Source organism: Sphingomonas pruni NBRC 15498 (assembly GCF_001598455.1).
Taxonomy (GTDB): Bacteria; Pseudomonadota; Alphaproteobacteria; order Sphingomonadales; family Sphingomonadaceae; genus Sphingomonas; species Sphingomonas pruni.
In genome coordinates, this window is sequence record NZ_BCYZ01000025.1 from 1 (window position 1) to 22,303 (window position 22,303).

General features: G+C 64.1%; 19 protein-coding genes, 1 tRNA gene and 1 pseudogene. 8 read left to right on the plus strand and 13 right to left on the minus strand.

All coding sequences use genetic code 11. The features are described 5' to 3' along the window. Nucleotides 1-252: 252 nt before the first annotated feature. On the minus strand, nt 253-2,262 hold the full coding sequence (locus SPR01S_RS09455) for a putative bifunctional diguanylate cyclase/phosphodiesterase (RefSeq protein WP_066588531.1): 2,010 nt from the start codon (nt 2,260-2,262) through the stop codon (nt 253-255). 206 nt (nt 2,263-2,468) lie between these two features. Here SPR01S_RS09455 and SPR01S_RS09460 point away from each other — a divergent pair, with 206 nt between their 5' ends. Next, complete coding sequence (locus SPR01S_RS09460; RefSeq protein WP_066588540.1) at nt 2,469-3,251, plus strand: hypothetical protein; 783 nt, start codon at nt 2,469-2,471, stop codon at nt 3,249-3,251. A gap of 133 nt (nt 3,252-3,384) precedes the next feature. Here SPR01S_RS09460 and SPR01S_RS21205 read toward each other — a convergent pair. From SPR01S_RS21205 to SPR01S_RS09505, 10 genes and pseudogenes are all read right to left on the minus strand, one after another. Then, nucleotides 3,385-3,555, minus strand: a pseudogene (locus SPR01S_RS21205) (integrase); the annotation flags it as partial. A 209-nt stretch (nt 3,556-3,764) separates the two neighbouring features. Next, nucleotides 3,765-3,841: transfer RNA gene (locus SPR01S_RS09465), tRNA-Arg, on the minus strand. Nucleotides 3,842-3,908: 67 nt separating this feature from the next. Next, complete coding sequence (locus SPR01S_RS09470; protein WP_066588542.1) at nt 3,909-4,274, minus strand: hypothetical protein; 366 nt, start codon at nt 4,272-4,274, stop codon at nt 3,909-3,911. Between the two features lie 74 nt (nt 4,275-4,348). Further along, complete coding sequence (nth, locus tag SPR01S_RS09475; protein ID WP_066588549.1) at nt 4,349-5,002, minus strand: endonuclease III; 654 nt, start codon at nt 5,000-5,002, stop codon at nt 4,349-4,351. An 8-nt stretch (nt 5,003-5,010) separates the two neighbouring features. Continuing rightward, complete coding sequence (gene dapB, locus SPR01S_RS09480; RefSeq protein ID WP_066588552.1) at nt 5,011-5,739, minus strand: 4-hydroxy-tetrahydrodipicolinate reductase; 729 nt, start codon at nt 5,737-5,739, stop codon at nt 5,011-5,013. Next, on the minus strand, nt 5,736-7,007 hold the full coding sequence (locus tag SPR01S_RS09485; protein ID WP_174531882.1) for a chymotrypsin family serine protease: 1,272 nt from the start codon (nt 7,005-7,007) through the stop codon (nt 5,736-5,738). Before SPR01S_RS09485 ends, dapB begins: the two co-directional genes overlap by 4 nt. 169 nt (nt 7,008-7,176) lie before the next feature. Beyond that, nucleotides 7,177-10,572: an acyl-[ACP]--phospholipid O-acyltransferase gene (locus SPR01S_RS09490; protein ID WP_174531883.1), complete on the minus strand. Its 3,396-nt coding sequence runs from the start codon at nt 10,570-10,572 to the stop codon at nt 7,177-7,179. A gap of 18 nt (nt 10,573-10,590) precedes the next feature. Next, on the minus strand, nt 10,591-11,466 hold the full coding sequence (locus tag SPR01S_RS09495) for a DUF6999 family protein (RefSeq protein WP_066588554.1): 876 nt from the start codon (nt 11,464-11,466) through the stop codon (nt 10,591-10,593). Further along, complete coding sequence (locus SPR01S_RS09500; protein WP_066588556.1) at nt 11,459-12,157, minus strand: iron-containing redox enzyme family protein; 699 nt, start codon at nt 12,155-12,157, stop codon at nt 11,459-11,461. Before SPR01S_RS09500 ends, SPR01S_RS09495 begins: the two co-directional genes overlap by 8 nt. Further along, the gene (locus tag SPR01S_RS09505) at nt 12,154-13,296 is read right to left on the minus strand and encodes a 3-oxoacyl-[acyl-carrier-protein] synthase III C-terminal domain-containing protein (protein WP_066588559.1); all 1,143 of its coding nucleotides are present in this window, start codon (nt 13,294-13,296) and stop codon (nt 12,154-12,156) included. The genes SPR01S_RS09500 and SPR01S_RS09505 overlap by 4 nt, the downstream gene beginning before the upstream one ends. Nucleotides 13,297-13,413: 117 nt before the next feature. Between SPR01S_RS09505 and SPR01S_RS09510 the strand changes: the two genes are divergently transcribed. From SPR01S_RS09510 to SPR01S_RS09540, 7 genes are all read left to right on the plus strand, one after another. Beyond that, nucleotides 13,414-14,100: a TetR/AcrR family transcriptional regulator gene (locus SPR01S_RS09510; RefSeq protein WP_084251074.1), complete on the plus strand. Its 687-nt coding sequence runs from the start codon at nt 13,414-13,416 to the stop codon at nt 14,098-14,100. Between the two features lie 61 nt (nt 14,101-14,161). Further along, nucleotides 14,162-14,668: a hemerythrin domain-containing protein gene (locus SPR01S_RS09515; RefSeq protein WP_066588561.1), complete on the plus strand. Its 507-nt coding sequence runs from the start codon at nt 14,162-14,164 to the stop codon at nt 14,666-14,668. A gap of 45 nt (nt 14,669-14,713) precedes the next feature. Beyond that, nucleotides 14,714-15,634: an NAD(P)/FAD-dependent oxidoreductase gene (locus SPR01S_RS09520; protein WP_066588563.1), complete on the plus strand. Its 921-nt coding sequence runs from the start codon at nt 14,714-14,716 to the stop codon at nt 15,632-15,634. 277 nt (nt 15,635-15,911) lie between these two features. Beyond that, entirely contained in the window at nt 15,912-16,346 is a 435-nt protein-coding gene (locus SPR01S_RS09525) for a response regulator transcription factor (protein ID WP_066588564.1), read from the plus strand. A gap of 26 nt (nt 16,347-16,372) precedes the next feature. After that, nucleotides 16,373-16,780 (plus strand): hypothetical protein, encoded by a 408-nt coding sequence (locus SPR01S_RS09530; RefSeq protein WP_169803411.1) that lies wholly within the window; start codon nt 16,373-16,375, stop codon nt 16,778-16,780. Between the two features lie 30 nt (nt 16,781-16,810). After that, on the plus strand, nt 16,811-17,275 hold the full coding sequence (locus SPR01S_RS09535) for a hypothetical protein (protein WP_066588570.1): 465 nt from the start codon (nt 16,811-16,813) through the stop codon (nt 17,273-17,275). Nucleotides 17,276-17,322: 47 nt separating this feature from the next. Beyond that, nucleotides 17,323-17,628, plus strand: a complete 306-nt coding sequence (locus SPR01S_RS09540; protein WP_066588572.1) for a winged helix DNA-binding protein — start codon at nt 17,323-17,325, stop codon at nt 17,626-17,628. 64 nt (nt 17,629-17,692) lie between these two features. Here SPR01S_RS09540 and SPR01S_RS09545 read toward each other — a convergent pair whose 3' ends face one another. After that, a complete protein-coding gene (locus tag SPR01S_RS09545; RefSeq protein ID WP_066588574.1) occupies nt 17,693-19,093 on the minus strand; it encodes an efflux transporter outer membrane subunit in 1,401 nt (466 codons plus the stop codon). An 11-nt stretch (nt 19,094-19,104) separates the two neighbouring features. Further along, nucleotides 19,105-22,299, minus strand: coding sequence for an efflux RND transporter permease subunit (locus tag SPR01S_RS09550; RefSeq protein ID WP_066588577.1), 3,195 nt, complete (start codon nt 22,297-22,299; stop codon nt 19,105-19,107). Nucleotides 22,300-22,303: the final 4 nt, after the last annotated feature.

Consider the following 22,303-nt stretch of genomic DNA (forward strand, 5'->3'; position numbering starts at 1 on the left):
ACTCTAGTCGATCGGCCGATGTCCGCTTTGACAGCAGTCGCGCCTTAAACCTGCCGGTCTGCAACCGGCCCAGATCCCGTCATTCGATCATTCGCGAAGAGAACGGCAGAAAGTGGGCCGATAGCTGAATGTCGGGTCTGGGGTGAGATATTACCAAAACGGTCGCTGTCGGCTCGCCCGCGGCGGGGTCCGCAACCCCACAGCCCTAGAGATTCCACTGATTTCACGAGCGGTTGAACGTGATTGCGGCAATCAGCCTGCGCGGAGTAACGTCCGCGATGTACTCTCTACATTATATTGGGGGAGAGCTGTCGACGAGAACTCTTGCCCTGCGCACCACAGCGTTAATTCCGCTACGCTCATGGGCTTCGCAAATAGATAGCCTTGCGCAAGACTGCAGCCCACGGCCTGCAATGCAATCAATTGGCCTTCCGTCTCAACGCCCTCGATGATCAACTCCAGTTGCAACGTGCGGCACAGCCCCACTATCGCCGCGACGATATTGCGACCGCTGGGCTTGTTAATATCCGTCACGAAACTCCTGTCGACCTTTACTTTATCAAGCGGAAGCTGGCGCAAATAGCTGAGGCTGGAATATCCCGTTCCAAAATCGTCAAGCGCGACACGGATGCCTAGTTCGCGCAGCGCGCGGATCCCCATCACTGCCGCATCATAATCACTCATAACTGAAGTCTCTGTCAGTTCGAATGCGATGCGCTTGGGGTCCACCGTCGACTTGTTTATGTGGTCAAGCACCTTTGCGATTGTACTTGGAGACACAATGTCATGGGCAGATAAATTGAACGAAAGCCCGATTGATTCGGGCAGCGTAGCGAAATCAGCGAGCGCCTTGCCCAAAAGGTTGAGGGTGATCGATTGCATCATCCCCAGCCGTTCGGCCGTAACGATGAAGCGCTCCGGGCTGACGTCGCCCAAGACCGCGCTCCGCCACCGCCCAAGCGCCTCCACGGCAGTCACGACGTTAGTTCGCGTACACAAAATCGGTTGAAAGACGACGTAGAGTTCCGTCGCGAGATCGGCTTCCCGGAGCGCCGTTTCAAGTGAGCGATCGGAACGGATGCGTGTCTCGTGCTCGAGCGAAAAAAGGGAAGAACTCCCGACCGAGGCCGATTTGGCATGGTATAACGCGTAATCCGAGCGGTCGAACAGCTCATGAACGGTCGTGCCAGCCTCAGGAAATGAGGCAAAGCCGCCGGAACAGCCGATGGTGACACTGTGGCCGTCCACCTCGAACGGCTGCCCGAGAGCTTCACAAATCGCGGCTCCCAAACCCTCGACGTCGCTATCGGCGGGAATGATCAGCCCGAATTCGTCTCCGCCTAGGCGAGCAACGACGGTCCGTGCACCGACGTTGTGTAAAAGTCTCTCGCCGACGGCGGCCAGAAGACGATCGCCCAGCGCATGCCCGAAGGTATCATTGACCGGCTTGAATCGATCGAGGTCTAGCACGCCGACTGACAAGCGGGACCCACCCTCCTTGGCGTCTGCGAGGCGGCGGCCGAGCTCACTGAAGAAGAAGCGCCGGTTAGGCAACCCGGTCAGCGCGTCCGTATGCGCGAGCCGAGCGTTCTCCGTGCTAAGTATTTCCGTCTCTCTCTGCTTCGCAGCGACGGCAGCGGTGGCAATTATTGACGTCTTGAAGCTCATAAAGCTGTTGCACAGGACGCGGATCATCACAGTGTTGACCAAAAAGATGTTGAGCGCCATGGCCGTGAAGACGGCGTTTCCTCGCGATACGTAATAAAGGAGGTATGGTACCGTCACGACCAAAGTTCCGGTCGTTGCTGCTTGGGGGAGCTCGACGAAGCAGAAGATGCAGCCGATGACGGTAACCGCGACGAACAAAGCGATATGCCCGTGCTCAGCGGTACCGCCATAGTGATCCAGCAGCAGTGACCAAATGAGAAATCCACTGCCGAGGACGGCGGAAAGGTAGATCGTCCGACGCAATTGATGCCGAGCTTTGCAGTACTCGTTCCGCTGGAGGTTGGTTGTTCTCATCCAAAAGACAATCCGCCAGGCGCAGACGACCCCAAGCAAACCGCTGAAGCCGATAGTGAGCCACTTTGGCGCGACGCTCCAGTGCGTGTATGTTACGGCCGCCGTGTTGACGAAGATCAACGTGTACAACAGCGGCATCTGCCGCTTCAGCGCGCCATATTGCGCAACCAGTACCTCTGGCTCTTTTGGGAGCGCTAGCCAACTCCTCCAGACCGCGGCGTTCCAACCGATCTTCGACATTTTCAAGTTGTACAGAACGCGCCGTTAATGTCCCGTAACCACCGTTTCTCGTGAGCTCGTCTTTAGCCACCGACGACTGACGGCCAGCAGGTTACAGACTCGTCCAACACCGGATCGAACGTCTGAACCGGGCGCGCGTTGCTGCCATCGCAACGCTAGCTGACCGTTATCCTTGATGAGGCCTTGAGGTCGGACGATAAGAAGTCATGCGCGCCGAGTTCCTTACCTGCCTCGCTGTCATCCTGACAACCTCGCTCGCGGCGCCGGCGGCCGCGGGCGACGATGCTCCGCTCACGTCACGCCAGATGCGCGCTTTGTCAGCGCAAAAGGCGAACCGCCAAGTACGGCGCGATCTGAACTCGATCCTTAAGGGCACTGGCAAGATCGCTCGCGGCAACCGCGCCGCGGTGAGCACAGTGTGGATCCAGACAAAATCGTACGGTACTCAATTTCCCGGCCTGTGCCGCAGCGACAACCTGTTCCTCAAATATAACCAGCTTGAAGATCGGCCGAGCGAAGATAGTCCGATTCGTCCGTATGGAGTCGAAAGCACCGCCTCTTATCGAGTCGTCGGAGCCGTGCGGCAGAAGGATTGGAAATATTCGCGCCAGGAAACTACTTGGCAGCCTGCCTGCGCCGACCTGAACGACGAGCATTGGTTCTCTGCTTCGAATGTTGTCGACGCCTATGAGGGGGTAGTCGTGCTGCGCGAGGCGACCACGCGGCTGAAGACCGACACATCACCAGTGTTCGACTGCACCAAGGCCAACCTGCCCAAGGACAGGGATTGCAAGCAGACGATGCTCGCGGCGATGGCCGTCGCCAACCTGAACAGCATCGACGCCTGCGAACCCGCCGCCACGCATTGTCGCCACTACGACCTGGGCGAATGGACGATGACGATCCTGACGGACTGGAGCGGCGGCGACGCCGGTCCGCCGCGAATTGAAAAGATCGAACTGGATGGACCGAACATCATCGTCACGTGACGCCGCCCTCCGAGGTAAGGACCGCACGACCATTCGGCCCGTGGCGAAACGTCGCGCATCCTAGTCGCCCGGCGTCGGAGCAGCCCATCTCGAGTGCGGACCGGCCGCTCCAGCTTCAGATCTCGGTTCGCTCTCAAAGGGTGTGGGCGTCTTCAATATTGGCGCCGAGATAACGGACGGTGTTCTCGATCTTCGTGTGGCTCAGCAGGATCTGGATCGCATGAAGATTGCCGGTGGCCTTGTAGATCATCGATGTTTTCGTGCGGCGCAGTGAATGCGTGCCATACCCGGCACGCTTGAGACCCGATCACCCGCCAGACTGAGAATATCATATCAAGTTGGAAAGGTACGCCGTTATCGGCGCGATCCGGGCAGCGTGTGCGGGCGCGAAGAACCCGGTCGCACTGACGAATCGTCCTTGGCGAGAGCTCATTTCATCGCATTTCGTCCGATGATGTTTTCCGTACGTTTTCCGTACCTCCATCGCGACGCTCAGCTAAGTCATTGAGATTGTGGCGCACCCGACAGGATTCGAACCTGTGGCCTCTGCCTTCGGAGGGCAGCGCTCTATCCAGCTGAGCTACGGGTGCGAGCCGGGTGCGCCTAGCAAAGCATCGCCGCGCGCGCCAGCGATTCTATTCCGGCCCGATTTCGCGGCTATTTCGTAATCGTGACCGGCTGGAACTTGCCCAGGCCGCAGCGCGGGCCGGGACCGGCACCGCCCGATTGCAGCACGGTGATCGTATCGACCGAGCATAATTGGTTGGTCGACACCGAATAGGCGAACCTTTCCTCGAAGCCGAGGCCGGGGCAGGCGCTGGGCAAGGTGTTGCGCAGGATCTTGCGGTTGTTCATCTCGAAATCGATCACCTGGTCGCTGCGGACATGCGTCTCGCGCACCTGGCTCAGATTGACGCAATCGACCGCGGGGCCGGACGGAGTCGCGGGCGGCACTTCCTTGTCCTTCGCGCTCAACGGGGCGACGATCGCGGCGGCGGCGAGAGCGAATAGCAGCGGGCGCATGGTCTTCTACTCCAAAACATCTTGCGGAAAAGTGGGTACCGGTTTTCCGCCTAAACGATGCGACAACAAATCAATCAGGCGGCGCGCGATTTGGGCGCCGGCGTCTTGGGCTTGAACGCACAAAGATCGGCAACGACGCATCGCCAGCATTCTGGCGTGCGCGCCTTGCAGACATATCGGCCGTGCAGGATTAACCAGTGATGAGCATGCAGCCGGAACGGCTGCGGCACGGCCTTCTCCAATTTGAGCTCGACCGCCAGCGGCGTCTTGCCCCGCGCCAGCCCGGTGCGGTTGCCGACGCGGAAGATGTGGGTGTCGACCGCGAAGGTCTCGGCGCCGAACGCGACGTTCATCACGACATTGGCGGTCTTGCGTCCGACCCCGGGCAGTTTCTCGAGTTCGTCGCGATCGTCGGGGACTTCGCCGCCATGCTCGACGATCAATTGCTCGGACAAGGCGATGACGTTCTTGGCCTTGGTGTTGAACAGCCCGATCGTCTTGATGTGCTCCTTGAGCTTCTCCTCGCCGAGCTGCACCATCTGCTCCGGAGTATGCACGTCCTGGAACAGCTTTCGCGTCGCCTTGTTGACGCCGACATCGGTCGCCTGGGCCGACAGCACGACCGCGACCAGCAATTGATAGGGATTGCCCGATTCGAGCTCGGTTTCGGGATGCGGATTGTCGGCGGCGAGACGGCTGAAAAACTCGACCACATCGGCCTTGTTCATTGCGCGCCTCAGAGTCCGAGGACTTCGGGCATCGTGTAGCGCCCGGCCGGCTGGCCCGCGAGCCACATGGCCGCGCGGACCGCGCCGCGCGCGAACATCTCGCGGCTTTCGGCGCGGTGGATCAGTTCGAGCCGCTCGCCCGGCCCGGCAAAGATCACCTGATGGTCGCCGGCAATCGATCCGCCGCGGATCGACGCAAAGCCGATCGTTCCTTCGCTGCGCGCTCCGGTCAGCCCGGCTCGATCGACGACCTTGAGGTCGGCGAGCTTGGCGCCACGTCCCTCGGCGGCGGCGTCGCCCAACAGCAAGGCGGTGCCCGACGGCGCGTCGACCTTGTGGCGATGATGCGCCTCGACGATCTCGATGTCCCATTCCGGCCCAAGCCGCGCGGCGGCATCGGCGACGATCCGCGCGAGCAAGGTGACGCCGAGCGAGGTGGTGCTGGTCTGCAGCACGGCGACCCGCGCCGCGGCATTGTCGATCAGGTCATGATGGGCTTGCCCCAGCCCGGTGGTCCCGACGACGATCGGCGTTCCTGCTTCGCACGCCGCTGCCAGGTTCGCTTCGAGCGCCGAAGGGGCGGTGAAGTCGACCAGCACGTCCGCGCTCTTGGCCAGCGCCAGCGGATCGCCGTCGGCGTCGACCCCACCCGCCACGGTCGCGCCGAAATCGGCGGCGATCGCGGCGATCGCGCGGCCCATCCGGCCCTCGCTTCCCAAAATACCTATCGCGGTCATGGCTGGCCCCTTGCACCAATCTCCGTCGGCGCGACAGGGGGTAAGGGAGGCTGAACGCCGGGCAGCGCAGGTGCTGTGTCCAATACCAGCGACCAGGGCTGGGGCAGGTAATCGACCGACATGTAGAAATAGAAGGCGCAGCTGCCGTCGGGACGATAGGTCGCCCCCTTCAATATGCCGAGCGCGGTCGTCCCCGAAAAAACCGGCGAACCGCTGTCGCCGCCCTTGCAGGTCGGTCCCGATACCGTGACCCAGGTCGGCAGGCACGCTCCACCGCACAGATCGCCGGCCGGCGCGAAATCGGTCAGTTCGACCAATGCACAGCTATAGCCGGTACGCTCACCGCGATGGCAGACGAAGTCGCCCGCGCGCGTCTGGTCGCGCGTTCGCATCCCAGTGACCGGCCGCTCGATCGTCTTGGCGGTGTCGGCGTAGAACAGGCCGGCGAGCGGTTCCGCCACCGTGCCGATCTGGACGTCGTGATAGCCCCATCCCCATTGCCCGACGAAGTTCAGCGGCACTTCGCTATGGTCGGGCGCGACGAAGCTCATCTGGTCGAGGCAATGCGCGGCAGTGGCGACGCCGTAGCGCGTGCCGTCGGTAACGACGAAGCCGCTGGTGCAGAGGTAACGCTTGCCGTCGTCGGGACTGTTCCCCTCGAGCCGCGCGCCGCCCGCGGGCGAGGCCAGGTTGACGTCGACCTGATCGACCACGCGGATGCTGACCGGGACGCCCGCCACCGCCTCCACCTTCTTGCGCCATTGCTCGACGCCGCTCTTCGCCTCGCCGCTGGTGATCAGCACGACCAATTCGCCGGTGCGCGGGTCGAGGCCCATGGCGGGCGGGCGTGAGAACATCGCGCGGATCTGCGCCTGGTGCCAGGTCACTGCCCAGATCACTTTGTCGCGCGAGGCGAGCGCGCCCGTTCGAAAGGTGACGGGGACGGTCATCCCGCCGAGCTGCAAAGTCTCGTCGGGGACGGCGTCCGTGCCGGTCAGGTAGACGTTGATGCGGAAGTCGGGGCGGTGCTGGATCGAGATACCGGCGATGCGGTCGCGATACCGGGCTTCGATTGCGTCCGTGATCGGAACGCTGGCATCGAGCGCGGAGAGGCGGCGCTCGGCTTCACCCTGCGGCACTGCGAAGATTTTGGCGTATTCGGCGGCGTCGCGGGTCAGGGCTTCCGCAGGGCTCTCGACGGTCTGTGCCGCCGCCGCGCGCGGCAGGAGCGCCAGGAGAAGGAGCAAGCCGGTCAGCAGAACACGCATACAGCCGTCGTCCCTATTTGGTGACCCACTACTACTCCGTCATCCCGGCCTTGTGCCGGGATCCACTGTGCCTCAATCCCGAAGCAAGAGCCTCTTGTCCAGCGCCTGCCTCGCCGTGGACCCCGGCACAAGGCCAGGGTTACCAACGGAGGGAGGTTGGATTCGCAACTTACGTTGCCGCCGTTGCCCCCATCGTCACATAATCGAGCTTTCCCGTCCCGAGCACCGGGAGCGCGTCGACCACCCGAATGTCGCGTGGAATGGCAAGTTCGGCGATCCCATTGGCCTTGCCCCATGCCTGCAACTCCGCCGCCTTCGCTCCCTTGGCCGTCGTGAACAGCACCAGCTGCTCCCCCTTGCGTGCATCGGTCCGCGTCACGACCGCATGGTCGGCGTCGGGCCAGGTCGCGGCGGCATAGCCCTCGACCGCGGGCAGCGAGACCATCTCGCCGCCGATCTTGGCGAAGCGCTTGGCGCGGCCGCGGATCGTGACGAAGCCCATCTCGTCGATCGTCACGATATCGCCGGTATCGTGCCAGCCTTCTTCCGGGGGTTGCAACGCGCCCGGCCGGTCGGCCTTCATGTAGCCGGCCATGATGTTGGGCCCGCGGATCGACAATTTGCCGCCTTCCCAGATGCCCTCGACCGGCTCGACCTTGGCCTCGATCCCCGGCAACAGGCGGCCAACGCTGCCTGCCTTGAAGTGCATCGGTGTGTTGACCGCGATCACCGGCGCCGCCTCGGTCGCGCCATAGCCTTCGAAGATGCGCACGCCGAATTTCTCGGCCCAGACCTTGCGCGTCTCGTCGCGGACGCGCTCGGCGCCGGCGAAGACGTAGCGGACGGAGTAGAAGTCGTAATTATGCCCCATCCGCGCATAGCCGGCCAGGAAGGTGTCGGTGCCGAACAGGATCGTCGCATTGGCGTCGTACGCGAGCGCGGGCACGATCCGGTAATGGAGCGGGTTGGGGTAGAGCAGAGTGCGAATCCCGCTCAGGATCGGCAGCAAAGTGCCGCCGGTCAGCCCGAAGCTGTGGAACACCGGCAATGCGTTGAGCACCAGGTCGGACGAGTTGAAGTCGATCCGCGCCGACAGTTGCTGGCAATTGGACAGCAAATTGCGATGAGTCAGCACCACGCCCTTGGGCAGCCCTTCCGAGCCGCTGGTGAACAGGATCACCGCGGCATCGTCGGGCGAGACCTTGCGCTTGCGATGGAGCCGTCCCGCCCAGCGCGCCGCGACCAATGCGCGCAGCTTGGCGATCGTACCGATGCCGGCGCCGATATCCTCGAGATAGACGATCTTGCGCCCGTCGGCTTCGAGGCCCTCGACGATCGGCTCCAGCTTGCCCTGGGCGATGAAGGCGCGGGCGGTGATGATCGTGCGCACCTCGGCCGCCTGGCACGCCGCCTTCAAATTGGTCAGCCCGGCCGTGTAGTTGAGCATCGCCGGTACGCGCCCGATCCGTTGCAGCGCGAAGAAAGTCGCGACCACGCCGGCGACATTGGGCAGCAACACGCCGACGGCTTCGCCCTGTCGGGTGATCGGATCGAACGCGCGGCCCAGCGCCATGCTGCCGACGACCAGTTTCTTGTAGGTCATCGGCTCGCGCTTGATGTCCTCGACGATCGGCGACTTGCCACCATTGACGTCCTTGGCGTCGAGCAATGCCTGGAACAGCGTCGTCTCGGTTTCCGACGTCGCGAAGATCATGCTGCTCATCTCGTCATAGAGACGGCGCCCGGCGATCGCGCGGCGGGCGCGCGCGGTCATCTCGCCTTTGATCTCGAACCGCCGCGGCGGCAGCACGGTTAGCGTGATCTTGGGGAACAGCTTCAGCCGAACCTTGCCGCGCAGCTTGGAGAAGGTCGAATATTGCGCGCCGTCGATCCGCACCGGGATGATCGGCGCATCGGCCTTGTCGGCAACCATGCCGGGGCCGTCGAACACCTTCATTAGCGCGCCGGTGACGGTGATTCGTCCCTCGGGGAAGATCACCAGGGTATTGCCGTCCTTGACCGCCTTGACCATCGCCTTGGTCGACATCGGATTGGTCGGATCGACCGGGAAGGCGCGGAACAGCTTGAGCGCGGGCTTGATCCACCAGCTCGCGACCACTGCACTATGCACCGCGAACACCGGCTTGCCGGGCAGGAACACCGCGAGCAGCAGACCGTCGAGCCACGACACATGGTTGACCACGACGACCGCGCGCTCGCCGGGCTTGGGCATATTCTCCTTGCCATGGACCTCGACGCGATAGGCGATTTCGAGCAGCGTTCGCATCAGCCGCTTGATCACCGTTTCGGGCAGCAGCCAGCAGCTGATGAGCGCGACGACCAGGGTCGAGAAACCCATCGTCGCGATCACCGCGGGGATCGACGCGCCCAAGGCCGCCATCGCGATCACCACCGCCATCACCAGCACGATGACGAGCGAATTGACGATATTGTTGGCGGCGATGATCCGCGAGCGCTCGGCGACCGGGCTGTTGGTCTGGAGCAAGGCATAAAGCGGCACGATGAACATGCCGCCGGCAAAGGCGAGGCCGGCGAGGTCGATCAGGATGCGCCAGCTGCCCGGCGCGGCCACGAAGCGGGCGATATCGGCACCGGGGGCGGTGACGACGAAATGGTGCGTCGCCTGCCACAGGTCGATCATGAACCCGGCCATCAGCAAGGCGGCGAGCGGCACGTAGCGGGCCGACACCCTGCCCTTGAGCAGGCGGTTGACCGCCAGTGAACCGATCGCGATCGAGATCGAGAAGACCAGCAGGAACAGGGTCACGACCGGCTTGCCCGCACCGAGCCGGTTGCTGACTAGCGGCGCGAAATCGTTGAGCAGCACCGCGCCGATCGCGAAGAACCAGCTGATCCCCAGGATGCACAGCCAGGCATCGCGCGCGTCATGCGCCGATCGCAACACTTGCCAGGTGCTGCGGAACACGTTGCGGTCGACCGGCACCACGCCTGGAGCTGCGGGTGCTGGCGGAATCGCCAGGCTGGCGAGGAATCCCACTACGGCCATCCCCGTCGCGACCAGGCCCGCTTCCCAGGGCGGGATGAAATTGGGCATCAGCTGGCCCGCCAGGATAGCGAGGAATGTGCCCGCCTCGATCATGCCGGTACCGCCCATGATCTCGTTGGGGCCGAGATGCTGGGGCAGGATCGAATATTTGACCGGGCCGAAGATAGTAGAATGGCACCCCATCAGGAACAGGACCATCAGCAGGAGCGGCACCGATTGCAGCGCCAGCCCGGCCAGGCCCATCGCCATGAACAGGATCTCCGCGCCCTTCACGATGCGCATCAATTTCGCCTTGTCCCACCCGTCGGCGATCTGCCCCGCGAGCGCGGAGAACAGGAAATAGGGGAGGATGAAGAGGCCGGTGGCGAGTGCCGCGAGCGACGCCGCGCCATTCTCGTCACCTTTGTAGAGCGTGAAAGTGACGAGGAAGAGCATCGCATATTTGAGCGCGTTGTCGTTGAACGCGCCGATGAACTGAACGACGAACATCGGACCGAAGCGGCGCTTCGCGAGCAGCGAGAAATCAGGTGCGGACATCGTGAATCTCCGGGAGGATCAGGCGGCCGCAGCAGCAGCTTGGCGCGATTTCATCTCGCGCAGGAAACCGTGCAGCACCTCGGTCGACAGACCGTGGAGCATCAGGCGAAAGCCCGCGCGCAGCGTCGAAAACGGCACCAGGGGATGCCGGTTGTTGATCATCGCCAGATGCTTTTCCTCCCCCGTCAGACGCGCGGCATAAAGCCCGATCGTCTCGTCCAATTGTAGCGAATTCGACGCGCGCCAGAAATCGCGATCGCTCAACAGCATGGCATAAGCCGGCGTGTAGAGCTCGATTGCAGTCTGCAGGTCGATCACGTTGAGCCAGCCGTTGGGCAGCGGGTCGAGCGCAACCTCGTCCTCGATCGCCGAGAAATCGAGATCAGTGACGCGGCCAAGTGCTACCCCGCGCCGCTCCAGTTCGCGGTTCAGGTCGATCAGGAAATTGTAGATGTTGAGGTCGTGGTGAAGGAACAGATTGTCCTTCACCTCGGCGATCCGCCGCGGGCGCATCGGCCGCAAATCGGGATGATAGCCCGGCGTGGCGTTGTCCGAAATGAACCGCAGGACCTGTGCGCCAAGGTGGAAGTGCCGCAGGATCAGGCGGTTGGCGTCGGGCGTGAGGAAGCGCCGCATACCGAACGCGATCGAGCGGTGGAGCAGTCGCGGCGCGTTGGGCCAGCGCGGGCTGATCGTGTGGACCAATTGCGCGACGACGATCATCGCGCGCGCCAGCGGGCGGACCAGCGGCAGCAGGAACTGACGGCTGCGCGATTGCTGGTCGCGGATCAGCGCGGCCTTGGCTTCCTTGGCCAGCGGTAGCGAACGGTCGAGCATCAGCGCGAGCCACGGATCGGGATCGCGCGGATCGTGCTGCGTGACGCGATCAGACATGGTCGATCTCCTCAAGCTGCAGGCGATAGAGGCGCGCGACGATCCGCGCGTGGCGCACGATCTCGTCCGCCGTCGCGCGATCGGCGATGGCGAGCGCGAGCGCGCGGTCGAACATGTCGAGATGATCCCCATCATTGGCGCCGTGATAGGCAAGGAAGCTTACCGCTTCGTCGCCAAGCCCGAGTTGTTCGCGGATTGCCTGCGACCACGGCCCGGCGAGGCGCTCGCCCAGTCCTTCGATCACATACATCGCGCCAAGCAGCCCGACCGGATCGGGACGCGACGCGGCGTGATACATGAATGCCGACAGCGCTTCCGAACCGATGTTCATGCGGCCGGCGCGAATGTCTTCGGCGGTACCGCCCGCGGCGACGTAATTGTCCTCGAGCAGACGATAGTCGCGATGTTCGGCGACCGCGTGGCGGACGAACAGCGAGCGTAATTCCTCGTGATTGGGACCCAGGTTCGACGCCGCGCGGCTGATCCAACGGCTGCCCTCCACCACTTGCTGGCGCAGATTGAACAGCAAGCGGCGATAATCCTCGAGCCGGAGCTTGCCGGCGAGCAGGCGCGCGACGACCGGCACTTGTGCCAGCGCACTTTCGAACTCGATCCAGGTCTGGGCGAGCCCGCGATGCGCGGCTTCGACCAGTGCGCGATTGTCGGCGGTCGTGGGAATGGCGGCGTTCATTGCAAGTCTCCTTCGACAACGGTCATTGCGGCATAGGCCATGATACACTGGCCACTTTCGGGCACTGCGCAGAGGATGCGCTGGCCGGGCGACAGCCGACCCGACCGCATCAGATCGTCGAGCAGCAGGAAGATGGCGGCGGCGCCGACATTCCCCTTGTCATAGATGTTGGTGAACCAGCGCTCGTCGGGGATCATGCACCCTGCGCGCTCGGCAAGCCGCGCCATTTCCTGGCGCAGCGAATGCGCCGAGAAATGGCACAGGAACCAGTCGACCGACACGGGATCAATCTTCCTCTCGTCAACCAGCCGCATGAACTCGCCGAGCCAGACGGGCAGCATGCGATAGAGCGCGTCGACGTCCTGGCGCAGCTGAAACGCGCCCGCCGCAGCGGCCTCGGCGGCGCTGCCGTGCAGACTCCATGGCTTGAGCGAGCCATCGGGCTGGTGCGCGCCGCCGCCGGTCATGCACGGCGCGAAGCGGTCGGCGAACGAACGCAGCGAGATCCAGTCGATGCGGAGCGACAGACCGTGCGCCGCGGGGCGGTCCTCGATCAGCAGGCTGGCCGCGCCGTCGCTCAAGGTCCAGCGCAGGAATTCGGCATCGCCGGGCAGGGTGCCGTCGAGCTTGACCGTGGCCGTGCCGCGATATTGGCCGGGTCGGAAATAACGACTGGAGAATTCGGCGCCGACCGCGATCGCGGCGCGGTGCTCGCCGGCGGCGACTTGCAGCGCCGCCGCCTTCAGCGCCATCATCGAACTCGCGCAGACGCTCTGCAGGCTGGCGAGCTCGATCGGCGGCAGCCCCGATTCGGCATGCACGCCGCTGGCCAGGCCCGGCACCATCAGGTCGTTCTGGGTCGTGGCGGTGGCGAGAAACCCGATGGCGGCGCGATCGATCTCGGCGTCCGCGATCAGATCGCGGACCGCTTTCCCGGCGAGCTTGGCCACGGTCCAGTCGCTGCTGCCGTCGGGACGGATCGCGTAATGGCGCGAGCGGATGCCGTTCTGGCGCAGGGTCAGGCGACCGAACCGTTCGGCCTCGGGCGACAGGCGCCCGATATAATCGGCCATCCGGTCATTCGCGATCGGCGCGCCCGGAAGGCATTGCGCGGTCGCGGTCACGTAAACGGGTTGCATTCGGACAACTCCATTCGACACCCGTCGAATCGGCGGGCGGAAGTGATGTGCCACTGAATTGAGCGGTGTTCAATAAAAATATTAGACAGTGTTCAGTTTCGCATTTAGTCAGGTCTTATGGGACGGCGGTCGGATCATACGCGTGACGAACTCGAACAGCTGATCGTTGGCGCGGGGCACACGTTGCTCGCCGAAGTCGGCTATCAGCGCTTCTCGGCGCGCGAGGTGGCGAAGCGGATCGGCTATTCGGTCGGCACGATCTACAACGTGTTCGACAGCCTCGACGACCTGATGCTCGCAATCAACGGCCGGACTTTCCTGGTCTGGGCCGAGACGGTTGCTAGATCGCTCGAAGCCGCCGGTGCGGATCGCATCGCCGTGCTGGTCGCATCATATTTCGATTTCGCGCTGAGCAACCGCAATCTGTGGATGGCGATTTACGACCACCGCCTGCCGGTCGGGGTGCCGTTTCCCGAACGCTATGCGCGGCAGCGCGGCGTGCTTACCGATATCTTGCGCGGAGAAATCGCGGCGGTGCTGCCGGACGACCGCCGCGACCGCGCCGGGGCACTGGCGAGATCGTTGCTCGCAACCGTGCATGGCCATTGCGTATTCGCGCTCAATGGCACTTTCGCGCTGCTCGGCGAACAGGACCCGCACGGCGCAGCCTTGGCGCGCGTGCGGGAGACGCTGGCGGCAGCAGGAGCCGCAATGCCCGGCGTGCCGATCCAGTCTGAGCGACCTGTCAAAGCGAGTCCGCGTGACCACTCGACACCCGCCCAGGGTGCAAACGACTCGCAATAAAAGACTTCCGGGAACGAACCTGACCAGACGCGGTTCAAGAAGAAAATCCAGGAGAAACGACATGGCCGAGAAACAGGATGCGATCGCACTGCTGAAAGCCGATCATCGCAAGGTCGAGGAATTGTTCGAGCAGTTCGAGAAGGCGAGCGGCGAAGGCCGCAAACAGAAGATCGCGCTCGAAATTTGCCTCGAACTGACCGTCCATGCCCAGATCGAGGAAGAGATCTTCTATCCGGCGTGCGAGGGCAAGATCGAAGAGAATCTGCTCAAGGAAGCCTATGTCGAGCATGACGGCGCCAAGGTGCTGATCGCCGAGATCGAAGCCGGCGCGCCGAGCGACGAATTCTACGATGCCAAGGTCAAGGTGCTCTCCGAACAGATCGAGCATCATGTCGAAGAGGAAGAAAAGCGGATGGAAGGCATGTTCAGCCAGGCGCGCCACGCCGGGTTGGACATGGACGCACTTGGCGACCAACTGTGGGCGCGCAAGGAAGAGCTGATCGCCAATTACAAGGCGAATGGGCTCACCAAGCCGGAAACCACTACCTTGACCGAGGCGACCGTCTGACAGCCTCGCCGCCCTCCTCGCCGCGCACCGGACCGGCCCGCCGCTATGCTTGATTGCGTCGTGGTGGGCGGCGGTCCGGCCGGGTTGACCGCTGCCATCTATCTCGCGCGCTTTCATCTCGATGTGCGCGTGATCGATGCGGGCAAGAGCCGCGCGGCGACGATCCCGATGACGCGCAACCATGCCGGGTTTCCCGACGGGATCGCCGGCACCGACCTGCTTGCTCGCATGCGGGCGCAGGCCCGCCGCTATGGCGCGGAATTGATACGCGCAGAGGTTGCCGGCCTGAAGGGGGTTGCCGGCGGCCTTCACGTCTCAGTCGGTGACGAGGTCATCGCCACGCGAAGCGTCCTGCTCGCCACCGGCGTCGTCAATCGCCGTCCGCCGATATCCGATGATCTGCACGCGGCTGCGTTGGCGCGCGGCTTGCTGCGTTATTGCCCGATCTGCGACGGCTATGAAGTGACCGACTGTCGGGTCGCCGTGCTTGGCACTGGCGGGCACGGAACGCGCGAAGCGATGTTCCTGCGCAGTTATACCGCCGACGTGACGTTGATCGCGCCGGACGGAAAGCACGACCTCTCGCCGGACGAGCGCGCCCTATTGGCGAAAGGCGAGATAGTGGTGGTCGATGGGCCCGCTCGCGACTTTGCGATCGATGGCGACCAGATTCGCCTGCGCATCGCGCAACGCGATTGGGGCTTCGACAGTCTCTATCCGGCGCTCGGCTCGGACATCAATTCGGAGCTCGCCATCGGTCTCGGCGCGGCGCGATCGGACGAAGGCTGCCTGATCGTCGATGCGCATCAGCGGACCAATATCGCGCGCCTGTATGCGGCGGGAGATGTGGTCAAGGGGCTGGACCAGATCAGCCACGCGATGGGCGAAGGCGGCGTGGCGGCGACCACGATCCGCAACGATCTGGCAAGCGAGCAAGCGCTGCTACGCTCCGCGCCGGATGGGTAAGCCATCGTGCGCCTATTAATGCGCCGGTCATCGGCTGGCGCTGACCGTGTTTCCGCTGAAGTGCAACCTTTCCTGGATGCGCTGACATAGGCCGTCGGGCGCCGGCAAAGCAGCCTATCGATGCTCTCCTATCCCAGCCTGCGAAGCTAACCGCGCGGGTTCCATCGGATGCTCGCGCTTCGGAAAGGAGCCAGCCATCTCGATCGCGACGATTTTCTTGATGCCCAATAAATACTAAACGGTCCAAAATGGTTCGGCATTGGGCTAGCTTGGCGTTATGGATGATTCGCGCTTCTCTTCGCTGACCCCCCGGGAGGTCGAATGTTTGAAGGGCGTCGCGCAACACAAGCGCACCAAGGACATCGCCAGCGACCTGCACCTCTCCCCCAAGACGGTGGACGCGTACATCGCCAATGCGGTGCGAAAGCTCGGCTATACAGATCGCGATAGCGCGGTTCGCGCCCTGATGAGCAGCAGCGCAATGGTAGGGGGTTTTTCCTCATCGGCAATTTCCGGCGTTGAGAATGAGGTTTCGACGGCGTCTTCCTCATGGCTCGAACGGCTGCCCTGGCCGTTCCCGACAAGAGGAAGGCCGACCAATGACCTGAATTATCCTGGAACGATCGCCGCGATTTTGATCGCGGCTTCGCTGATGGTGACGGCAGTGTCTCTCTACATGCTCGCCATCCGCATGCTCATCGAGCGCCTCTAGGCGCACACCCAGCAGTCGATTTTTGATTGGCCGGACCGGTTGGTTCCGGCGGAGGGGGAATCATGTCCGTTGCATCAATCCAAACTAGTAACCTCGCCGGCTTTCCGACAACTGATTTGGCGGTCGCGCGAAAGATCCTGCGCGCGCTACTGCCGGCCGAAACCGGCATCGACAGTGCGATCGTCGCCCAAACCGATCTCATTGGCTTGATTGTCCGTGGCCGAATGGAAATCGGCGCGTCGATCGAGGTGGGCCACGATGCCGCGGTTCTGGCGGCGCATTCGCTCGCACGCCTGTTCGAGGCTCGCGAGGACACCATCAAATGCCATCAGCGTCTCGCCGTCACGCGCGACGCGCTGGGCCTGGATGGATCCGATGTCGGCTGTGGGACCGACAAACTGATGGGGGCACGCCGCAAGGCGAGGGCTGCGTAAATTCGTCGACCGCTATAGGGATCAGAACCTATGCAACTCTATCTCTATATCGGTCTTGTCGTCTACGTCATTGCGTTTCCGAGCCTATGCGTATTCGCATGGTTTCGGGGCGGCGCGACCGAGCGACGGGTGGCAACTTCTTACATGATCGCCGCCATCGCCTCGATCTCCGCTGGCCTGTTCGGACACCATTGGCATGGACCAAATTGGGGCGTGATCGTCGTCGACGTCATATTCCTGGTCGTCCTCGTCGTCATCGCGCGCCAAAGCACAAGGTTCTGGCCGCTATGGACAGCAGCATCTCAATTGGGAGGGTGTCTCGCGCACTTTCCCGCAATCATGAATCCAGCCCTTCCCAAGGAACTCTACGTCAGCACGCAGCCCTATTGGGCACTGCCACTGCTGGTGAGTCTTTTGATCGGGACCCTTTCCGCTCATCGACTACGCCGGATGCGGGAGAAATCGGGCGGTCCACCAGTCTCGATACCGGTCTGATCGCCTATGCCAAATTCCTGCTCAAGACGGCGGGACGACGAACGAAGGTGGCGTCGGAGCTCCGCCTGGTCAGCGCGCAATGGAGCATCCTGCTCGACTTGTTCATCTCCGCGTTCGAGCGGCGAGCGGTGCCGACCGGCGATGCCTGTCTTGCCAGTTCGGCGCCGCATTCGACCGCGCTGCGTCACGTCATCTTCCTGATGGAAGCGGGGTATGTCACCCGGTTGCCGGATCCGGAGGACGCGCGCCGCACATTGGTCGGGCTGACGCCCAAAGGGTTGGATTTCGTCGGCGGTTGCCTGGAGGCGGAATTCGAAGCGCTGAGGGCTGCGCTGGCGGGGCGGATCGACTGATCACCGCCCTCCAAGGACGGCGGCCGGTCGCCTATAGTTTGTTTCAGCGAAGCTGAAAACGACTCTACGACCAGCCGCCCGCCAGGGCGCGGAACACGTCGATCTGGGCGTCGGCGATCCGCGCGTCCTGATCGGCGAGTGCCGCCTCGGTTTCCGCATAGGTGCGCTCGGCGTCGAGCCAGGCGAGCGAATCGACCGCGCCTTCGCGCTGTTGCGCACGCGTGATCGCCGCGGCGCGTGCCGCTTCGTCGCGCGCCGCCTTGAGCGCGGTGCGGCGGTCGAGCGCGCGGGCGTAAGCGTTGAGCGCGGTCTCGGTCTCTTCGAGCGCGCGCAGCACCGTGCCGTCGAAAGTCGCGAGCGACGCCTGGGTGTCGGCCTTGGCGGCCGCGATCTTGGCGCGCGCGCCTTCCTGATTGGGAAAGGCCCAGTTGATCAACGGCCCGAGCAGCCAGCGCAGCGGCCCGCCGCCGAACACGTCGCCGATATTGGGACCGGTCGAGCCGATCGACCCGCCCAGGCTGATATGCGGATAGAGATCGGCGGTGGCGACCCCGATTCGCGCGGTATCGGCGGCCAGCCGGCGGTCGGCAGCGAGGACGTCGGGGCGGCGCTTGAGCAAAGCAGCGCCGTCGCCGACCGGGATCGGTTGGGTGATCTCGAGACCGACGGCGCGTTCGCCGGCCGCGGCCGGAAGATCTGCCGGGGGCCGGCCGGTCAAGGTCGCGAGGCGGAACAAGGCGGCCTGGCGATCGGCTTCGAGCGCCGGAATGTCGGCGGCGCGCTGCTGGCGGAGCGTCGCAATGCGCGATACGTCGAGCTGCGTGGCGAGCCCGGCCTCGTGCCGGCGCTGGGTCAGCTGCAGTGATTTGTCGAGCAGGTCGACGATCTGGTTGGCCACCTTGAGCCGCGCGGCGCCAGAGGCGGCATCGGCATAAGCGCGCGTGGTGTCGGCGACGACGGCGAGGCGGACCGCGTCGGCATCGGCTGCGGCCGCGGCTTCGTCGCCGCGTGCTGCCTCGATCCCGCGTTTGACCCGGCCGAACAGATCGACCTCGTACGACACCGAGAGGCCGGTATCGATCGACCAATCCTCCCGCGGGCTGCCCGGCGCGCGCTGGCTTTCGGGCAGGCGCCCATAGGTCGCGCCGGCATTGAGCCCGGTCGACGGCAGCCGCTCGCTGCGCGCGCCGCGTAGCGAGGCGCGCGCGCGTTCCAGATTCGCCACCGCGACGCGGATGTCGGTATTCGACTTGAGCGCATCGGCGATCAGCCCGTCCAGGACGGGATCCTGATAGAGCCGCCACCAATTGGACGCGGCGGGATCATTGCTGAGCGCCGGGGAATTGGCCGAGACGAACTGGCCGGCCGCGGTCGGCGGGGTGATGGGCGCGACATAGTTGGGCCCCGCGCAGGCGGCGAGCGCGAGGGCGGAGACCATCGGAGCGATCAGACGAAGCGAATACATTGCTTGGTTCCTCATTCGGCCGGCTGCAGCGATCCGGACAGGTCCGGACCGGCGGCGGGCCGCTTGCCGCGCGCGCGGGCGATGCGATCGCCCAGCGCGCGGCACACGACGTAGAAAGTGGGGGTGAACAGCAGGCCGAAGGCGGTGACGCCGATCATCCCGAAGAACACCGCGGTGCCCAGCGCCTGGCGGAGTTCGGACCCCGCGCCGCTCGCGATCAGCAGGGGCACGGTGCCCAGGATGAAGGCGAAGCTCGTCATCAGGATCGGCCGCAACCGGGTCTGTGCCGCCTGGATCGCGGCACGTGCCGGGCTCAGGCCTTGCTGCTCCTCGCCCTGCTTGGCGAACTCGACGATCAGGATCGCGTTTTTCGCTGCCAGCGCGATCAGGACGACGAGGCCGATCTGGGTCAGGACGTTATTGTCCATCCCCCGCAAGTTCACGCCGACCATCGCGGCGAGCAGGCACATCGGCACGATCAGGATGATCGACAGCGGCAGGACGAGGCTTTCATATTGCGCCGCCAGCACCAGGAAGACGAACACCACGGCGAGCGCGAACACCACGCCGGCGGTGCTGCCCGCCGCCTTTTGCTGATAGGCGATGCCGGTCCATTCGGTGCCGTAATCGCCGGGCAGATTGTCGGCGGCGAGTTTCTCGAAGGTCTGCAGCGACTGGCCCGACGAATAACCGGGGGCTGTGTCGCCGTCGACCTCGACCGCGGGGAACAGATTGTAGCGCACGACGCGATACGGCCCGGTCTTGTCGCTGAAATTGGCAACCGATCCGATCGGCACCATCTCGCCCGAATTCGACCGCGTCTTGAGGTTGGCGATGTCGGCGACGGTCGCGCGGAACGGGGCGTCGGCCTGGGCGGTGACGCGATAGGTGCGCCCCAGCAGGTTGAAGTCGTTGACGTACGCCGAGCCGAGATAGACGTTGAGCGCTTCGAACACGCGCTCGGGCGGCACGCCGATCAGATCGGCCTTGGCGCGATCGATATCGGCGAAGACGCGCGGCGTGCTGGTGTCGAAGAAGGTGTAGATCTGGCTGAGGCCGGGAGTCTGATTGGCCTTGCCGATCAGGCCATAGGATTTGGCGGCGAGGTCGGCATAGCCGTGCCCGCCACGGTCCTCGACCATCAGGCGATAACCGCCGGCCGAGCCGATTCCCTGGATCAGCGGCGGGGGTACGATCATCAATCGCGCCTCATTGATGTCCCCGGTCGCCTTGCGCGCCTCATCCATGATGCTGGCCAGCGTCACGCCGAGTTTCTCGCGATCCTCGAACGACTTGAGCGGGATGTACGCCGCGGCCGAATTGGGCGCGAGCGTCTGCGACGGCCCGTCGAACCCGGCGAGCATCACCGCACCCTTGACGCCCTTGAGCGGCAGGATGCGGTTTGCGACCTTGCGCATCACCGCGTCGGTGCGCTCGACCGAGGCGCCGGGCGGCAGCGAGATGACGGTCAGGAAGTACCCCTGGTCCTGCGCCGGGATGAAGCCGGTCGGCGTCGCGTAGAACAACGCGGCGGTGGCGGCGATCAGCCCGGCATAGATGGTCATCATCCGCTTCGGCCGTGCGACCAGGCGCTCGGTGAGGCGCGCATAGCCGTTGCTCATCCGCTCGAACCCGCGGTTGAAACGGTCGCCCGCCGCCAGCACGAGCTGGTGGAGGCGGCCGCCCGTGGCTTCCTCGGCGCGCGGGCGCAGCAGCAAGGCGGCGAGCGCGGGCGAGAGGGTCAGTGACAGCAGCAGCGAGATGATCGTCGCGGTGGTGATGGTGACCGCGAACTGCTGGTAGAAGGCGCCCGACAGGCCGGTCAGGAACAGGGTCGGCACGAACACCGCGCAGAGCACCAGCACGATCGCGACCAGCGCGGCGGACACTTCGTCCATCGAGGTGCGGGCGGCCTCCAACGGGCTCAGCCCATGTTCGAGGTTACGCTCGACATTCTCGACCACGACGATCGCGTCGTCGACGACGATGCCGATCGCCAGCACCATGCCGAACAGCGAGAGGTTGTTGAGCGAATAACCGAACGCCGATAGCACCGCGAAGCTGCCGATCAGCGATACCGGGATGGCGATCACCGGGATGATCGCGGCGCGCCATTTCTGCAGGAACACGACGATCACCAGCACGACCAATACGATCGCCTCGAGCAAGGTGTGCATCACCGCGGTGACCGATTGCTGGATGAAGTCGGTCGGGTTCCAGATGACGCTATAGGCGAGTCCCTTGGGGAATTTCGCCGACATCGCGTCCATTTCCGCCTTCACCTTCTCGGCGGCGGCGAGCGCGTTCGATCCGGGGCGCTGGAAAATGCCCAGCACGACGGTCGGCTTGCCCGACAGATAGGTGTTGGAATTGTAATCGGCGGCGCCGAGTTCGACCCGCGCGACGTCCGACACACGGACCTGACGGCCGCTGGCATCCGAGCGGATCACAACATTGCCGAATTGCGCGGGGTCGGTCAGCCGGCCCTGCGTCTCGACGTTGAACTGGAAGGCATTGCCCTGCGCATAAGGCGGCTGGCCGAGCGAGCCGGCCGCGACCTGGACGTTCTGCGCGCGCAACGCCTGGACGATCTCACCCGCGGTCAGGTTGAGCGCGGCGGCGCGATTGGGGTCGATCCACACGCGCATCGCATAATCGCGGCTGCCGAACAGGCGGACGTCGCCGACGCCGTCGATGCGGCTCAAGCGGTCGCGCACCTGGGTCAGCGCGTAATTGGAGAGATAGCCGCGATCGAGCGAATTGTCGGGCGAGACCAGGTTGACGACCATCAGGAAGTCGGGCGAGGTCTTGCGCGTGACGACGCCCAGCCGCTGCGCTTCCTCGGGCAAACGCGGGACGGCGATCGCGACGCGATTCTGCACCAGCACCTGCGCGGCATCGAGATTGGTGCCGATCTTGAAGGTGACGGTGATCGTGACGTTGCCGTCGCCGGTCGATTGGCTCGACTGGTAGAGCATGTTGTCGACACCGTTGATCTCCTGCTCGATCGGCGCGGCGACGGTCTCCGCGACCGTCTCGGCCGAAGCGCCGGGGTAGGAAGCGCTGACCGTGACCGTCGGCGGCACGATGTCGGGATATTGCGACACGGGCAGGCTGGCCCAGGCGATCGCGCCGATGATGGTGATCACCACCGCGATGACCGCGGCGAAGATCGGGCGCGTGATGAAGAAGCGCGACAGGCGCATGATT

Excerpts from the sequence above, each read along its gene's own strand:
- SPR01S_RS09455 (WP_066588531.1), bottom strand. The coding sequence starts at position 2,262 with ATGTCGAAGATCGGTTGGAACGCCGCGGTCTGGAGGAGTTGGCTAGCG.
- SPR01S_RS09460 (WP_066588540.1), top strand. The coding sequence starts at position 2,469 with ATGCGCGCCGAGTTCCTTACCTGCCTCGCTGTCATCCTGACAACCTCG.
- SPR01S_RS09470 (WP_066588542.1), bottom strand. The coding sequence starts at position 4,274 with ATGCGCCCGCTGCTATTCGCTCTCGCCGCCGCCGCGATCGTCGCCCCG.
- nth (WP_066588549.1), bottom strand. The coding sequence starts at position 5,002 with ATGAACAAGGCCGATGTGGTCGAGTTTTTCAGCCGTCTCGCCGCCGAC.
- dapB (WP_066588552.1), bottom strand. The coding sequence starts at position 5,739 with ATGACCGCGATAGGTATTTTGGGAAGCGAGGGCCGGATGGGCCGCGCG.
- SPR01S_RS09485 (WP_174531882.1), bottom strand. The coding sequence starts at position 7,007 with ATGCGTGTTCTGCTGACCGGCTTGCTCCTTCTCCTGGCGCTCCTGCCG.
- SPR01S_RS09490 (WP_174531883.1), bottom strand. The coding sequence starts at position 10,572 with ATGTCCGCACCTGATTTCTCGCTGCTCGCGAAGCGCCGCTTCGGTCCG.
- SPR01S_RS09495 (WP_066588554.1), bottom strand. The coding sequence starts at position 11,466 with ATGTCTGATCGCGTCACGCAGCACGATCCGCGCGATCCCGATCCGTGG.
- SPR01S_RS09500 (WP_066588556.1), bottom strand. The coding sequence starts at position 12,157 with ATGAACGCCGCCATTCCCACGACCGCCGACAATCGCGCACTGGTCGAA.
- SPR01S_RS09505 (WP_066588559.1), bottom strand. The coding sequence starts at position 13,296 with ATGCAACCCGTTTACGTGACCGCGACCGCGCAATGCCTTCCGGGCGCG.
- SPR01S_RS09510 (WP_084251074.1), top strand. The coding sequence starts at position 13,414 with ATGGGACGGCGGTCGGATCATACGCGTGACGAACTCGAACAGCTGATC.
- SPR01S_RS09515 (WP_066588561.1), top strand. The coding sequence starts at position 14,162 with ATGGCCGAGAAACAGGATGCGATCGCACTGCTGAAAGCCGATCATCGC.
- SPR01S_RS09520 (WP_066588563.1), top strand. The coding sequence starts at position 14,714 with ATGCTTGATTGCGTCGTGGTGGGCGGCGGTCCGGCCGGGTTGACCGCT.
- SPR01S_RS09525 (WP_066588564.1), top strand. The coding sequence starts at position 15,912 with ATGGATGATTCGCGCTTCTCTTCGCTGACCCCCCGGGAGGTCGAATGT.
- SPR01S_RS09535 (WP_066588570.1), top strand. The coding sequence starts at position 16,811 with ATGCAACTCTATCTCTATATCGGTCTTGTCGTCTACGTCATTGCGTTT.
- SPR01S_RS09545 (WP_066588574.1), bottom strand. The coding sequence starts at position 19,093 with ATGTATTCGCTTCGTCTGATCGCTCCGATGGTCTCCGCCCTCGCGCTC.
- SPR01S_RS09550 (WP_066588577.1), bottom strand. The coding sequence starts at position 22,299 with ATGCGCCTGTCGCGCTTCTTCATCACGCGCCCGATCTTCGCCGCGGTC.